This window comes from Porphyromonas gulae DSM 15663, assembly GCF_000378065.1.
GTDB classification, from domain to species: domain Bacteria; phylum Bacteroidota; class Bacteroidia; order Bacteroidales; family Porphyromonadaceae; genus Porphyromonas; species Porphyromonas gulae.
Map to the genome: position 1 here is coordinate 1 of NZ_KB899148.1, position 16068 is coordinate 16068.

General features: G+C 49.9%; 14 protein-coding genes. 4 read left to right on the forward strand and 10 right to left on the reverse strand.

Annotated elements, in window-relative coordinates:
• Positions 1-197 precede the first annotated feature (197 nt).
• The 6 genes from cbiB to F452_RS0100690 form a co-directional block, all read right to left on the reverse strand.
• Complete coding sequence (gene cbiB / locus F452_RS0100665; protein WP_018964340.1) at positions 198-1211, reverse strand: adenosylcobinamide-phosphate synthase CbiB; 1014 nt, start codon at positions 1209-1211, stop codon at positions 198-200.
• 19 nt (positions 1212-1230) lie between these two features.
• Complete coding sequence (gene cobD, locus F452_RS0100670) at positions 1231-2238, reverse strand: threonine-phosphate decarboxylase CobD (protein WP_018964341.1); 1008 nt, start codon at positions 2236-2238, stop codon at positions 1231-1233.
• Positions 2231-3727: a cobyric acid synthase gene (locus F452_RS0100675; protein ID WP_018964342.1), complete on the reverse strand. Its 1497-nt coding sequence runs from the start codon at positions 3725-3727 to the stop codon at positions 2231-2233. The genes cobD and F452_RS0100675 overlap by 8 nt, the downstream gene beginning before the upstream one ends.
• On the reverse strand, positions 3724-4290 hold the full coding sequence (locus tag F452_RS0100680; RefSeq protein ID WP_018964343.1) for a cob(I)yrinic acid a,c-diamide adenosyltransferase: 567 nt from the start codon (positions 4288-4290) through the stop codon (positions 3724-3726). Before F452_RS0100680 ends, F452_RS0100675 begins: the two co-directional genes overlap by 4 nt.
• A gap of 22 nt (positions 4291-4312) precedes the next feature.
• Positions 4313-5632: a cobyrinate a,c-diamide synthase gene (locus F452_RS0100685; RefSeq protein ID WP_018964344.1), complete on the reverse strand. Its 1320-nt coding sequence runs from the start codon at positions 5630-5632 to the stop codon at positions 4313-4315.
• Between the two features lie 249 nt (positions 5633-5881).
• Positions 5882-7228 (reverse strand): ATP-binding protein, encoded by a 1347-nt coding sequence (locus F452_RS0100690; protein WP_026292069.1) that lies wholly within the window; start codon positions 7226-7228, stop codon positions 5882-5884.
• Between the two features lie 919 nt (positions 7229-8147).
• Between F452_RS0100690 and serB the strand changes: the two genes are divergently transcribed.
• The 4 genes from serB (at position 8148) to F452_RS0100725 (ending at position 12009) form a co-directional block, all read left to right on the forward strand.
• Entirely contained in the window at positions 8148-8993 is an 846-nt protein-coding gene (gene serB, locus F452_RS0100710; RefSeq protein WP_235290085.1) for a phosphoserine phosphatase SerB, read from the forward strand.
• A gap of 321 nt (positions 8994-9314) precedes the next feature.
• On the forward strand, positions 9315-10055 hold the full coding sequence (locus F452_RS0100715) for a (Fe-S)-binding protein (RefSeq protein WP_026292070.1): 741 nt from the start codon (positions 9315-9317) through the stop codon (positions 10053-10055).
• Positions 10052-11419 (forward strand): lactate utilization protein B, encoded by a 1368-nt coding sequence (locus F452_RS0100720; protein WP_018964349.1) that lies wholly within the window; start codon positions 10052-10054, stop codon positions 11417-11419. The genes F452_RS0100715 and F452_RS0100720 overlap by 4 nt, the downstream gene beginning before the upstream one ends.
• A gap of 5 nt (positions 11420-11424) precedes the next feature.
• Entirely contained in the window at positions 11425-12009 is a 585-nt protein-coding gene (locus tag F452_RS0100725) for a LutC/YkgG family protein (protein ID WP_026292071.1), read from the forward strand.
• Positions 12010-12119: 110 nt separating this feature from the next.
• On the opposite strand, the gene F452_RS0100730 is transcribed toward F452_RS0100725, so the two are convergent.
• From F452_RS0100730 to F452_RS0100745, 4 genes are all read right to left on the reverse strand, one after another.
• On the reverse strand, positions 12120-12593 hold the full coding sequence (locus F452_RS0100730; RefSeq protein WP_018964351.1) for a PaaI family thioesterase: 474 nt from the start codon (positions 12591-12593) through the stop codon (positions 12120-12122).
• Between the two features lie 268 nt (positions 12594-12861).
• Entirely contained in the window at positions 12862-14880 is a 2019-nt protein-coding gene (gene porE / locus F452_RS0100735; RefSeq protein ID WP_018964352.1) for a PorE family type IX secretion system protein, read from the reverse strand.
• A gap of 21 nt (positions 14881-14901) precedes the next feature.
• Positions 14902-15495: a 7-carboxy-7-deazaguanine synthase QueE gene (locus F452_RS0100740; protein ID WP_018964353.1), complete on the reverse strand. Its 594-nt coding sequence runs from the start codon at positions 15493-15495 to the stop codon at positions 14902-14904.
• A gap of 24 nt (positions 15496-15519) precedes the next feature.
• Positions 15520-15939, reverse strand: a complete 420-nt coding sequence (locus tag F452_RS0100745) for a 6-pyruvoyl trahydropterin synthase family protein (RefSeq protein ID WP_018964354.1) — start codon at positions 15937-15939, stop codon at positions 15520-15522.
• Positions 15940-16068 lie beyond the last annotated feature (129 nt).

The window sequence follows — 16068 nt, forward strand, 5'->3', positions numbered from 1 at the left end:
GTCAGCTGATTCTTGCTTCCTGCACGATGCAGGACGCGATTGTCGGCTGATTCTTGCTTCCTGCACGATGCAGGACGCGATTGTCAGCTGATTCTGCTCCCATCAATGCGCTAACTATCAGCTATTTGTGTCCGTTTTATGGGATTTTCGTTGAAGTCTTTCGCTGCAGAGCTTATTCTTAGTTTTTTTTTCAGAGATCAGGCAAAAAGAAAGAGCGAGGAGGTAATCCAACTCACTACGAGTGTCATCAACAGCATCACCAGCTCTACGCGCCGATTGATACGAATAGCAATCTGCATATCTGCCGTTGTCAGTTCACGTTCGTTATGGCCGATATAAGGCTTGCTGATGCTTTCTCCAAAATAATCGTGTGTGCCACCGAAACGGCAATTCAATATACCTGCAAGAGCTGCCTCGGGATAACCGGAGTTAGGACTTGCATGTTGCCGACCATAACGACGAACAAAAGAGAACAGGTGGAGCTTCCCACTCACGAGAATCATCAGCCAAGCCGTAAGCCTTGCAGGAATATAGTTGGCGACATCGTCGATTTTGGCAGCTATCCGCCCGAAAAGAAGATACCGCTCCGTCTTATAGCCAATCATCGAATCAAGGGTATTGACCATCTTATAGGCCATCATCCCCGGCAATCCCAGCCACATATACCAGAACATAGGAGCTACAACTCCATCGCTCAGATTCTCCGACAAAGTCTCCAGAGCTGCCGTCCTGACTTCCTGCGCCGACAGAGCTACCGTATCGCGTCCTACGATGCGGGCCACTTGCCTGCGCCCCTCTTCAAGCGAACGATCGACTGCTTGGAATACCATACGTACCTCACGAATAAGGGTAGTGCCGGCCAAACAGAAGAAAATGCCGACAGCCGAAATAAGAGAAGCCACAGCAAATGCCAGAGCAATCCACAAAGAATCGTCCATCAAAATGGCATAGATACAGACAAAAGCAAGCCCCAAGAGGATCAATAGGGTCAAAAGAAAAACGGCTATGATATAGACCACCGACATCAAGCCGCCTTTCGCCTTGCGGTAGTTGCCTCTATTAAACCTTTTCTCTCCGAATGCAATCATACGACCGAAGCCGACTACAGGATGCGGAAGAGAAAGAGGATCTCCTAAAAAATAGTCTGCCAACCATCCCAGCAACAGTGGCAATAAAAAAAGAAGAAGAATGATTAAAACAGATTCCTGCATACCGAACAGAAAAAAGGAATTAGAAAGAAATCGATCGAAGTGCATCGATCAGCCAATCGTTCTGCTCGCGCGTCTGTGTAGCTATACGAATGCAATGGGCATCCAAGCCCTCGAAGTTGGAGGCATCCCGAATCAGCAGACCGTATTGATCGGCCAAAACAGCTTTCAGGTCGGCAGCCGAATGATGACGACAGCGAACCAGCATAAAATGGGTATCAGTCGGCTCCACCTCATAACCGGCGATTGAGCCGATAGCCATGCGTAGCCGTTCGGTTTCCGCATGCAACTCGGCCAAAGGTACAGAAGCAGGAAATCCCTGCTGCACCAAATACTCACCGGCGGCAATGGCCAGGGCATTCACCGACCACGGCATGCGGCAAGCTCTGATCCTTTCGGTCAGAGAAACGTGGGCTGCCAGGTATCCGAGGCGTAAGCCCGGTATGGCAAAACGCTTGGTAAGCGAATGCAGCAGCAAAAGATTGGGGAGAGAAACCGCCTCTTTCGTATCGAGTACTTCGGCCGTGGAAAAGTATTCGTAAGACTGATCCACAATGAAAATCGTGGACGGATACTCTCGAACGATACGATACAATTCGCTTGCCTTCCAAACGCGCCCCGTCGGATTGTTCGGATTACAGAGCCAGACCATATCATATCGAGAAGAAGCCTCTTCGGGCTTGGAAATGAAATCCACACGATGGCCATGTAGCCGGCAAGCATCGGCATATTCGCTGAAAGTGGGAGCCACCACGGCCGAAGAAGATCCACGGAAAGCCTGTGCTATGAGATAAATAGCTTCCGTGGCACCAGCGGTCACACTGATAGAGTCGGCAGCTATGCCGTGATAATCGGCCAAACCTTTCTCCAAAGAATAAGGTTCCGGTTCCGGATAAGAGCCGATGCTATCCAGTCTCTGATGAAGGTAATCCAGCAGACCCTGACGCTCGGTGGCGTTATATACATTCGAACTGAAATTAGCCCGAATGGGTCCATGACGATAGAGATCGTCTCCGTGTCCTTTAATCATCGTTTTTCATCAGTTGGTAAATCAGCGGAACATCGGCATATCGACGCAGATGGTCAGCCAATTTATCGTATTGCTCATCCTTATAGCGGGCATAGTCGAAGCTCTTCCGTTCTTCCATTTTGTCTGCATACGGCGAGAGCAGATAGTCTATTACGGTCGGATTGTCGAGGATACCATGCACATAAGTACCCATACAAGTAGCATCCACGAAATATCCGTCCTCTGTTCCATCCGAGAGTCGATTCAGTGGAGAAGATGCTGCACCTTCGACAGGCATCGTCCGTCCCATATGAATCTCATATCCCTCGCACTCATCCGTATGATCCAGAAAGCGAAATGCCGTACGACGCGTAACCTTCTCGCCCGTCATCACAGTCGTTACAGGCAGCAGGCCGAGACCGGGCAGGCGTTCTATATCGCCCTCTATATGGTCGGGATCGCACACTTCCATGCCCATGAGTTGGAATCCGCCACATATCCCCAATACCGTTGTCCCGTCGCGATGTGCCTGCACGATAGCCTGTGCCGCACCATTGCGCCGCAACTCATAGAGATCGGCCAAAGTACTCTTGCTGCCGGGTAGAATGATAATATCGGCCTTGCGCAGCTCTTCCGTATTGTTCGTATAGTAAAGGTGTACGCGAGGATCGCGTTCCAAAATGTTGAAGTCCGTATAGTTCGACAAGTATCGCAGCAGGACTACAGCCACATTCACCCGTCCCTGTCCGGCAGCATACTGCTTGACCGACAGTGCTACGGAGTCTTCCTCCTCGATATGAATATCCTTATAATAAGGTATTACTCCCACAACGGGAATGCCGCACAATTCCTCAAGGATCTTTTTCCCTTCATCGAAAAGGCGAAGATCGCCCCGAAACTTATTGATCATGATGCCTCGCACATGCTTTCGCTCCTCGGCCGAGAGCAGCATGATAGAACCATAGACCGAAGCGAACACGCCTCCACGGTCGATGTCGGCCACAAGGATCACACATGCACCTGCATGGATAGCCATCGGCATATTGACTATATCGGTATCGCGCAGATTCAATTCGGATATACTACCCGCCCCTTCCATGACGATGGGGCTGAAACGAGAAGCCAAGCGATCGAAAGCGGCGTACACCTCCGTACGCAGTTCGTCCCTTCCCTCTCGTCGAAAGTATTCGTAAGCATCCCGATTGCCTATCGGACGGCCGTTGAGTACGACCTGTGAAGTACGATCCGAACTCGGCTTGAGCAGCACGGGATTCATATCCGTATGGCACGGAATGCCCGCAGCTTCGGCCTGCACGGCCTGCGCTCGTCCGATCTCCAAACCTTCGGGCGTGACGAACGAATTCAAAGCCATATTCTGGGCTTTGAATGGGGCCGGATGATAGCCGTCCTGCCGAAAAATGCGACAGAAGCCCGTAGCGATGATACTCTTGCCTACATCGCTGCCTGTGCCGACAAACATAATCGGCCGTAGCTTTCCGCCTTCCGTCATTTCTTCTTTCTCTTATAGGCGAATCTATGCCACTTCTCCTCGCTCCAACCCTGCTGCTGCATTTCGTGCCGAGCCATCACGAAGAAAAGATCAGACAGGCGATTCATCCACTTCAAGATTGCATCCGGAACTTCATCGGACCGGTGTAATGTCCACAACCTTCTTTCCGCTCGGCGTGCTATCGTACGAGCCAACTGCAAATGAGCGGAAAGCGGCGTACCACCCGGAAGGATGAAATAGCCGTTGTCGGCTGTCTCGGCCAAAAGCTTGTCGATAAAAGCCTCGCAGTCGGCTGCGGCATCTTCGGGGAAATGATTGGGATTCTGCTCACGCTTGCCGGCAGGAGTAGCCACGATACTCATCGCTGCCATCATCCGCATCTGCATGTCGTACAGCATGGTCTGACGCTCATCTTCCTCCGGCAGGAATGTCCGAATAATGCCGATGGCAGCATTCAGCTCATCCATCGTGCCGTAGGCTTCCACCCGTATATCATCTTTGGGGACGCGCTCCCCACCGAATATGCCGGTCGTTCCTTTGTCTCCTGTCTTCGTATATATCATAGATTACATCGTTTCGCTTCCATCAGTCGAACCACGTCCACAGATCGTCATGCTCACCCCAGTAGAGATGCGTGTATCCGGCCAAGAGATTCTTGTATCGGTATAGCGGAGTCTCCACGGCTTCGCCTCGCACATTGTACTGCTGTGCCACGGATGGCGTAGAGCCGATAGTCGAAGAGTAGTGAAATTCATGTCCGCGTAGCTCTTTCCCCTTGTACACCATCCACCTGTAGCCGAGGTGCAGGCGCATTCCTTCCATCGTAGCCGCTTCAGGCAATACGCCACACATGGGATAGTCCCGTCCGTCCATGCCCCGTATCGTATCGCAAAGGTACATCATACCGCCACACTCGGCCAGAGCATGACCTCCCGACTCGATATAGTCCCGTACCGACCGCTTCATGGATTCGTTGGCACTCAATGCCGGCAGGTAAAACTCCGGATAACCACCGGGCAGATACAGGAAATTGCAATCATCGGGCAGACGATTGTCCCACAAAGGACTGAATCGAACAACCCTTCCCCGGCTTTCGAGCCGACGAATATTCTCCCGATAGGTGAAGTTAAATGCTTCGTCATCCGCCACCGCAATGCATTTCCTCCCGTGCAAAGAAGATTCCGTAAAGCTCTCTTCTTCGATAACCGGATCGACATCGGAGGCCATCAGACCAAGCAATCTCTCCACATCCACATACTTCTCGATGGCATCTGCCACCCTGTCCGGCAAATAATCATAACGGGCTAAATCCTCCACAGACAAACCCAAATGCCGCGACGGTACTTCCAAATCTTTCATTTTCGGCAAGTAACCGAGGCTGACCACACCGGCATCCGCAGCCGCTTCCTCCAGATAGCGATAATGCGAAGCGGAGCCAACCTTATTGAAAACGACACCCACCGGAGCCACACCCGGGCGGAAGTGTTTGAAGCCATACAGTATCGGAGCCACAGAATAGGCCGTGCTGCCTGCATGGATCAGAAGCAATACGGGAATGCGCAGATTTTCGGCCAAAAGGGCACTGCTACCCGTCATACGGTCGTACCCGTCGAAGAAACCCATCACCCCCTCCACAATAGAAACATCGGCTTCACTGCCGTAGCGATCATAGAGTCGGGCGATATGCTCCCGACTCATCATGAAAGCATCCAGATTCACCGTTTCCGTGCCACATGCAAGGCGGTGATACTTAGGATCGATATAGTCGGGACCGCATTTGAAAGGCTGCACTTTGAGACCGCGCCTTCGAAGCAATCGTAGCAATCCGAGCGTGAAAGTAGTCTTTCCACCACCCGATGAAGCAGCACTGATAAGGAGATGAGAGCGTTTGATAGGAACAGACAATTATATGAGTTAAGGAAATCGGGATTTACAGACAAAAGCCAAAGAAGAGAACGAAAGGCCTCCCGATCGAATGGATAACTGCACACAAACACTGTCGGCTACAACCCTCCCCTCCGAACACGATCCTCCTATCCATCTTCCATCACTTTAGCGATCGCTAATTTAGGAATACTTCCCCATCAACGGCACAACCTCCGCTCTTTCTCCTTTCGGAATACATCTGCCAATATGAAATATAGCCTGATGACTTTATTGCAAAGCCGATAGGTCCACTTTATAGTAAGTAGGGGCAGTATTGTCTTTCTGTAGAAACATCACCATATAAATGGGGGCATAAATAAGTTGTCCATCCACTTTTAGGGTGTCATTGTTCAAAATCAGAGCACGTGGCAATCGGTACTCCTTGTCTGCCATGATATTAGCTAAGGCACGATGCGTCTGGTAGTCCTTGCCCGATTTCACTTCGATGGGAAGCACCCGTCCCTCTGTTTCGATGACAAAATCCAATTCGCCTCGCTTCTTATTATTGTAATAATAGGGCGTAAATCCATGAGCCGCCAATTCTTGTGCGACTGCATTTTCGTATATGGAACCGAAATTAATATCCTTATCGCCCTTGATTATCCGCAGCTGGATACCCTCTGCATACTGGGCTGCAAGTAAGCCAATATCACTCTGGAAGAGTTTGAACAAATTTCGCGAACGAGCAAGTAGCAAAGGCGTCTTAGGCTCCTCTACATTGTAGACAGGCAAAGCCACTCCTGCATTCTTCAACCAAAGAAAGCTGTTCTGATAATGCTCAAACTTGGCATTCTCATTTAGTCGTTTTAGGATAAAGCGTTTATTCTTTGCATTGAGTTCGGGAGGAATCAGATCGAAAATCTCTTCTATGTATAGCTTGTTGTTCGGATCATACTGTGCAATATCACGCTTATAGAGACGAATAATGTCTTGCTGTATGGTCATAACTTCTTGAAGGTTATTGCTTTCGATATAGCTGCTGACAGCTGCAGGCATGCCGCCAACGACAAGATAGAGACGAAACAATTCCATCATTTTGGAATGAATAAACTCATCGACAACAGTATGGTTTTGCCAAGCATTGCGCAAATACCCTATTATATCTTCACTGATACCCACGCACAAAACAAACTCTTCGAAGTCAAGCGGATACATGTCTTTGACACCCATATACCCGACAGGTTCGGAGCGTAGATCTTTCAGCTCCACCCCCAACAACGAACCACTCAATATATAGCGATACGAACCTTCGTCCACTAAAAATTTGATAGCCGTTACGATCTCAGGACACCTCTGTACTTCGTCAAAGAAGATAAGCGTATCGCCTTTGATTAGGGGAACAGTCGTCATCAGAGACAAGCGAAGCAAAATCTCCGAACTGCTTTTGGCATCTTTGAAAACATCGACAGCCTCCGGAGTATCCACAAAGTTTATCTCCACAAAACTTTTAAAGGATTTTCCAAACTCACGGATGGAATATGTCTTACCGATTTGCCTCGCTCCCGTAAGAAGCAAAGCATTACGAGAACTTTCGTAATAATCCTTGAGGTACTTGTCTATCTTCCTTCTCAACATGGCTACTTCCATTTATGCAAGACAAACATAACCGTAATTTTCCGTTTTTCCAAGGTGTAAAGAGGGTATTTATTCCACTTTTCCATAATGAAAATGACCTTTTCGTTCCGCTTTTCCAAGATTTTGCCTGAAATGAGGGACAGAATGTATAGCTGAAAAAGCTGTATTTCGGATCGGATCGGAGAAAAGCAGAGCATGCCATTCGGGTTATTTTTTTCGCGCGAAAAAAGTTTTCAACAACGAAGACGAGTTTGGAATGATTCTAAATAAGGGGGTAAAAAGAAGTAGATTATGAAGTCCAGAAGATGAAAAAACGAACTTTTTCGGATCAAAACATGCTTTTCAGAAGAGAAGATAACGATCTGTATATAAACCGTTTTCGATCTATATATAGATTGTTTTCATTTTATATATAAATCGTTTTCCATTTATATATAGATCGGAACTCGTTTCTATATAAATCGCAGGCTGAAAAAGGCTCTCTCAGGAGCTGAAATAAAAGAGGCACCCACACGATTCGTGGCCGAACCGTACGGGTGCCTTGTACCTTTAGGGGAGTATAAGAGGGGTTATTCCTACTTATTCGTCATAGAGGTTTATACTGTTTGCTGAATATCGAAATGGCATGATAGGCTATGGGCGCGAAAGAATCGGCCGGAAAGATCGGGGTATAAAGGTATTCGGTGTGCATATTCTGTCATCGTTAAGTCTATAGTATCCATGTATTTCTATTCAAGCAATCGGCTCTCTCGGCAGCGACATCCAACTTCCGACAGAGAGCTTCATCAGGCTGGCAAAGGTAACGAAAATGCTGAAGTCGAATGAATCGTAACAGCCACCGAATGTTTTACTATAAAACATTTCATCGGCAAGGGTTTATCTTTGTGGCGGAATGAACGGTGACTATCGGATATATATCATGGCTGCAAGGGCAGATCTGCTGCATGTGGCAGCGGTTTGTCGTGCTGTGGAAGCTATCGGCGCACGGGTAGTCCAATTCGTGCGTGAGGCTGATACATACGATCCTTGTGTGCGGCTATCGGTAGCCTACAAAGGAGCCAAATCTCTGTTGATAAAGGCTCTGATGCCTATGGCCCGGACGTATCCGATTATGCTCGGTATTCGCAGAGAGGATACACCTGTTGGGCGCATCGGACTCGTAGCTTTCGATCTGGATTCGACGCTTGTGCGCACGGAGATCATGAATGAATTGGCCACCGCACACGGATGCCTCGATGAGATGGGTGAACTGACGGAGGCTGCCATGTCGGGGAGAGAGGAGTTTCCGGACAATTTCAGCAGGCGCGTATCCATGCTACGAGGCTTGCCTTTGGCGAAGCTGGAGGAGCTATCTGCATCTCTCCCGATCGTTGAGGGACTGCCTTCGTTGATGCGCAAATTCAAGGAGCAAGGCATTCGCTCCGCTATCATTTCGGGAGGATTCCGACTTTATTCGCACTACATCAAAGAACGGTACGGCTTCGACTACATCTGCACATCGGAGGCAGAGGTCAAAGATGGCCTGCTGACAGGCCGTCTATCGGGTACCATAGTGGATGCGAAGGTCAAAGCCGAATTTCTCCGCTCCCTGGCCAAGGAGCTATCCCTCACCCCTGCCGAAATAGTTGCCGTAGGCGATGGTGCCAATGATGTACCCATGCTCGACTTCTCGGCCGGCAGCATCATATTCAACAGCTCGGCACATCCACCTTCCACGCCCCAACTGCGCATAGAAGCCATCCTCCAAATCATGGGCTGCCGATAGTAGCCGACCTGATCCGTAGAGGATAAGAACCTCCGCGCCAAGAGACATTTATCGGACGGAGGTATGCTTTTTGGCGGAAATATATTTACTTTGGGATAGAAGAGTAGACCCATAAGGAGCTTGAATACGATGCGATCGTATCCGGAGGGCATGCGAAATATAGATAGGGAAAGGTGCCCGTATTCTTTGGTTTTGCGAGCTTCTTTTTTAGACTTTCCCGTGGAGTTTTCCCCCTGACGTATGGCCGAAGAGGAAGCATTTGCACCTCTTCAGGGCATAGGGACAAAAGTTTTTAAGAATACAATTATCAGATTTATCACAATGAAAGTAGGTTTGTTCATCCCCTGTTATGTCAATGCAGTGTATCCGGAAGTGGGTATCGCCACGTACAAACTGCTGAAGAGTTTGGGCATAGATGTCGACTACCCGATGGATCAGACATGTTGCGGCCAGCCTATGGCCAATGCCGGATTCGAACAGAAAGCACAAAAGCTGGCTTTGCGATTCGAAGAGCTGTTCGAATCGTATGATGTGGTCGTAGGGCCATCGGCCAGTTGCGTTGCTTTCGTGAAGGAAAACTACGATCACATCCTCAGACCGACAGGACATGTCTGCAAGTCGGCAGCCAAGGTGCGCGACATATGCGAGTTCTTGCACGATGATCTGAAGATCACGAGCCTCCCCTCTCGATTTGCCCACAAGGTGAGCCTGCACAACAGCTGCCACGGCGTACGCGAACTGCATCTATCCACCCCCAGCGAAGTGCACCGTCCGTACCACAACAAGGTGCGCCAGCTATTGGAGATGGTGCAGGGCATAGAGGTATTCGAGCCGAAGCGAATAGACGAATGCTGTGGTTTCGGTGGTATGTACTCGGTGGAGGAGCCGGAGGTATCCACCTGTATGGGGCATGACAAGGTGCTAGACCACATCTCCACGGGTGCGGAGTACATCACAGGGCCGGACAGTTCGTGCCTGATGCATATGCAAGGGGTGATAGACAGAGAGAAATTGCCGATCAAGACAATTCATGCAGTAGAAATTTTAGCAGCAAACTTATGAGTACGAAGCATAGCGAAGCGGCTGCCCGCTTTTTGGAGAATAAGGCCGGAGCCAAGTGGCATGACGAGACGCTCTGGATGGTACGCCACAAACGGGACATCCAACGTGATACGGTACCGGAATGGGAAGACCTGCGCCAACTGGCTCACGACATCAAACGCTACAATGTGACGCACCTCGATGAGCTGCTGCTTCGATTCGAAGAGAATGCTCGCCGCAACGGTGTCATCGTCCATTGGGCTAAGGACGCCAAGGAGCACAACGAGATCCTGTATGGTATCCTGCGTGATCATGGCGTCAAAAAGTTCGTGAAGAGCAAATCCATGCTTACCGAGGAGTGCCACCTGAACGAATATCTTATCGAAAAGGGTATAAACGTGATCGAGACAGACCTCGGCGAACGTATCCTCCAGCTTATGGAAGAGCCACCGAGCCACATCGTGATGCCGGCCATCCATATCAAGCGCGAGGCTGTAAGCGATCTGTTCCACGACAAGCTGGGTACGGAGAAGGGCAATTACGACCCTACGTATCTGACTCGTGCAGCACGCAAAAGCCTGCGCGAAGACTTTATCAGCGCGGATGCAGCAATGACGGGTGGCAACTTTGCCGTTGCCTCTACGGGCGAAGTCGTCGTTTGCACCAATGAGGGCAATGCCGATATGGGTATGGCTTGTCAGAAATTGAACATTTGCTCTTTCGGGTTGGAGAAGTTGGTGCCCGACTTGGATGCCGTGGGGGTATTCACCCGACTTCTGGCACGTTCGGGTACGGGACAGCCCTCTACGACCTATACGGCACACTATCGCAAACCTCATGAAGGAGGAGAGCTACACTATATCATCGTAGACAACGGAAGGACGGACATCATCGAAAACGAGGAGCACGTGAGAACGCTCAACTGCATCAGATGCGGTGCATGTATGAATACGTGTCCCGTCTATCGTCGCTCCGGCGGTTATTCATACACTTATTTCATCCCCGGGCCTATCGGGATCAATCTGGGTATGCTCAAGGATCCGCGCCGGTATAGCGACAATGTATCGGCCTGCTCGCTCTGTCTCTCCTGTTCGAGCGTGTGCCCTGTGAAAATCGACCTCGGTGAGCAGATCTATCGTTGGCGTCAGGATTTGGATCATTTGGGGCGTGCCAGCCAAGAGAAAAAGCTGATGTCGGCCGGTATGAAATACCTGATGGACAGCCCGTGGCGTTTCAATGCGGCTCTGAAGATGGCTCCCATAGCCAACAGTCTGCCTCGGTTCCTGCTGTACAACAGCCTGAACGCATGGGGCAAGGGGCGCGAATTGCCTCGCTTTGCCTCTACTTCGTTCAATAATTGGTGGAAGAAGAATATCAAGAAGTAATCATCATGGACAGCAGACAAATCATATTAGACAGAATCAAACAGCACACCAAGCAGCGTGAACCGAAACCGGAGATGAACTTTACTCCCATTACCTTTCCGGACAAGGTGGCTCGCTTCATCGAAATATCGCGTGCAGTGGGCGGCGATGCCATAGAGCTTCAGCCCGGACAGGACATTAACGAAGTGATCAGAGCCGCATATCCGGACGCCAAACGGATCGGATCAGCCCTTCCATACATTCATATAGCTACCTACAAACCGGACGAAGTAGAGAATCCGGGCGACATGAACGGTACGGACTTGGCTATTATCGAAGGTGAAATAGGGGTGTGCGAGAACGGATGTGTATGGGTGGATCAGACGATACAGAAGCGAGCCATGTTTTTCATCTCGGAGTATCTGGTCATCGTCTTGGACAAGACGAAGCTCGTACACAACATGCACGAGGCTTATAAACGTGTGGCCGAAATAGACTCGCAGTCTCCATACTCCTGCTTTATCAGTGGGCCATCCAAGACTGCCGATATAGAGCAGTCTCTGGTAATCGGGGCGCATGGTGCCCGCGGAGGCATCGTGATATTGAAATAAGAATCGAACAAAAAAAACGCGCTTTGCGACTCTTTCATATTCGGCCGACTGTGCCGTCTATGCCTGAGTCGCAAAGCGCGTTTTTATCCTACCCTCTCCGTTTGCTTGCTCTACTTCTTTTCGGGTAGCAGAACGGATAGCATGCTTCCTTCTACCGTTACCTGCCCTTCTGCGATGAGCGACAGCTCCATCAGCACTTTCCGGTCCGTTACCTCTTTGATGTGGGCACGTAGCTCCAAGTCCACTCCCATCGGGGTAGGACGACGATAGTTGAGATTCAGATTAGCCGTCACGTATCTCAGATTCGGCTCCGAATCCATCGGGCGACTTTGAGAACGATAACCGGCTGCGGCTGCGGTGCCATTGCCATGGCAGTCGAGGATGGCGGCAATGAGTCCTCCATAGACAAAGCTGGGGAACCCTCCCGTATGATGTGAATCGGGACGGAAATGCGCTACCGTCTCATCCGGATGCTCTTCCGCCCAATAACTCTTTACATGCAGACCATGCTCGTTCGATGTGCCACAACCGTAGCAATGGCTAAAGCCGGTGGCATAATACTCCTGAAAAGATTTCTTATCCATATTGTTCGTGCTGTATTGCCGCAAAAGTACGCATTAGCAGCCGGATAGTATCTGTTAGAAAACGTTTTATTTACGAACGAGAACTCGATCCAAGAGTTTGGAAAAGTGTGATCAACATTACTCTCATTCTACACCTATGGAGCTTCTCTCCAAAACTTATATTAGTTTCAGCCAAAACTAATATTAGATTCGACACGCTGAAAAATAAGTCTTGTCAAAGACCACTCGGTACGGCTTTCTACGTCCTACTTTTTTATCCCAAGAGTGATTAACGCGACTCTTCCTCGATGACACGGAACTCGGTACGACGGTTCAGTTGGTCGCAGATTGACTGCTGCTCCTCGGTCAAAGGTGTGATGAATTCCTCGGTGAGTACATCGCCTTCCTTCAGGAAATCGTGCCGTTCGGCCATCTTAGCCGTCACCGTCTTGGGGACAGACTTACCGTAGCCTTTCCACGTAAGCCTGTCAGCTGCTATGCCGCGACTCGTGAGGTAGTCCACCACGGATTTGGCTCTACGGTCGGATAGTCCGAGGTTGTAAGCATCGGGGCCTTTCCTGTCGGCATGCGAACCCAACTCGATCCGAATATCCGGATTGTCCGTAAGGATACGAATCAGTTCGTCCAGGCTCTTCATACTTTCGGGTCGAAGGGTGGCTTTATCGAAATCATAGAAAATATTTTGCAAGCCTTCGGCCTTCTCACGCGATGCAAGGAAAAAATCCACGTAGTAGGTCTCGCTCTGCTTGGCAGTATCGGTCTTGAGCTCTACATACTGATTCAAATAGCCGGATGCTCCTGCAAGCATCACATAGCGGGTATCGCCCTGCACGGTCATCTTATAGGAGCCATCGTCACGAGTGGTCACGAATCCCTGTCCTACGGGGCCGCGTTCGCCTACGATCCTGACAGTCGCTCCGGCTATGGGATTTTCTTCTCTGTCCATTACATAACCTTGAATCTCGGTGTAGATAGCCGGCAATTCGAAATGGAAGAGGTGCGGCCATCCGCGTGCATCGCCTCGGTTGGAACAGAATACGCCATTGACACCGTTGTCCGGCAAAGCTCCTTCTTCGTTTTTGCCTTTAGGCTCCACAGCCAAACCGAAATCATCGGCAGAGGAATTGACCGGTTGTCCCATATTGACTACATGCCATCGGCCGGTAGAGTCCAGTACGGCTTTGAAAATATCCAGTCCTCCCAAACCGGCGTGTCCGTCCGAAGCGAAGAAAAGGGTACTATCCCCATCTATGAAGGGAAACATTTCGTCCCCCGGCGTATTGATGTCAGGACCCAAATTCTCCGGTGAACGATAAGAACGATCCGACACCTTGACACGATAAATATCCTTGCCGCCATAGCTACCGCCTATGTTGCTGACGAAATACAGGTAATTGCCGGATGCCGACATAGAGGGATGAGCAGCCATACGGAGCGAATCGCGCATAATGTCCACGAGCGAACCGTTGCTCCAGCCGCCTTCTCCGCTCCGAGTGGCAGAATAGATCTGTACCGTACGGTCGTAATCGGCTCCTTGCTGCGCCAACGTATAATATATGGTACTGCCATCGGGAGTGATCGTCGGCACGCCTTCATCCCAAGAAGTATTGATCCCTCCGGACACGCTATCGGGACGTCCCCATCGTCCCTGTGCATCACGTTTGATGATATAAATATCATTGGGTTTCAGTCCCGTTATGCTGCTATTATCCAAACCGTCGTCTTTGCTTCTGCTCGAGGTGAAATAGAGAGCCGAAGCATCGGGTGCATAGGCCGGGCCGAAGTCGCCCCGTGCCGAATTCCACTCGGCGGCTCGTCGTATCCGGTAACGTGTAGGATATTCCTTCTGTTGGAGGGCGAAGAGACACCCCTCCAAACCGATAGCTGCAAAATAACTTGTCGGATAAGCTTCCAAATATTCACGGAAGAGGGCCTCGGCTTCCTTATAGTTACCTCCTTGCTGATAGGTCTGTGCCAAACGGAGCAGTACCACAGAATCCGGATACCCGTAGCGTCTGGCATTCAGATAGCCACGCAGAGCTTTGGCTTGTCTGCCGGCGGCACGATAGTTTTCACCGGATCGGAAAGCCGTATAAGCTTTCATCTCCATCTGCTTTCGTGGTGTACGCCTGTATAGCGTATTGTACATATCGGCAGCCTTGGTGTACTCTTGGCGATCGTGTGCCTTCTCCGCATCTTTCAGCTTCACGCTCTTGCAGGCAGCAAAAGCAAGGCATACCAACAGGATAAGAAAAGGATAATGGATTTTATGTTGTCCGTTGTGCATATTAAGAAGAAAAGGAATAGGCTATGGGATATGAATCAGTTTGTGCATCTGTATGCTCAGACGCCAAGCAGGAAAAGCCTTGACGAACTCGACGCAGCGAGTAATGGCAGAAGGATCGGGTTCCATGGCATCGTCCCCCGTGAAGATAGGGCTGACAAGATAATACAGAGCAGTGGGCAATTCATCGATCGGTGGAGGCAGAGGGGTATCGGATCCCAGCGGAAAACGAAACTCCCCCACTCCATCCGGGAAATTTTCTTTCAGCTTTCCTATGGCTTCGGGTTTGGGACTACAGGAAATGTAGTCTATACCTTTGGGTACGGGGCGAGTTCCGTTGGTCTCTATGGCCTGATAGTAACCAAGCCGGTGAAAATAAGCCGTAGCTTCTTCTGTAAGTTGCAGTGTCGGTTCTCCACCAGTCCAAATGAGAAAGCGTGTGGGATAATGTTCGATACTGTGGGCAATCTCTTCCAGTGACATTTTTTCCCCTTGGATGAAATCGGTATCACAATAGGGACATGCCAAATTGCAGCCTGCGAGTCTGACAAAGACAGCAGCTCGTCCGGTATTGGCTCCTTCACCCTGAAGGCTGTGAAAGATTTCGTTTACGAGCATTGCTCCGTATTATCCTGTACTATATTATAATGTATAGGAGGCCGAGCACTTGCGAGTCTCGTCCACCCGACAACCGATCAGTGTCACTCCCGTGCCGGCCAGCTGCATCGGCCCTATCACTTCTGTCAGATAAACAGCCATATTCTCAGCTGTAGGATTGAATGGTACCACGACCAGATCGTCCGGCACAGTCTCACGCAAAGCAGGAAGCAACGGATCCTGCTCCCATAGCATCATCTTGTGATCCCAATGATCTTCAAGCCACTGGCATAGCAGCTCCTTGATAACGCCAAAATCGACTACACGCCCGATCGAATCAAGAGCCGGTGCACTGCATATAAAGTGGATACGATAGTTGTGTCCATGCAGATGTCTGCACTTGTGATCGTGCCCCACTACGCGGTGTCCCATGCTAATGTCGTGATAACGTTCGGCTGTAATCATATATTGTTGAGCTAAGTTTCTGCTGTTCAAAGGTAATGAAATAATCCCCTTCTTCACGTATTCTGCTGCTGAGGTGCCTTGTCTGAAAAAACACCTTTGTAATTTTTCGAAACACTTTTCGTGCACATT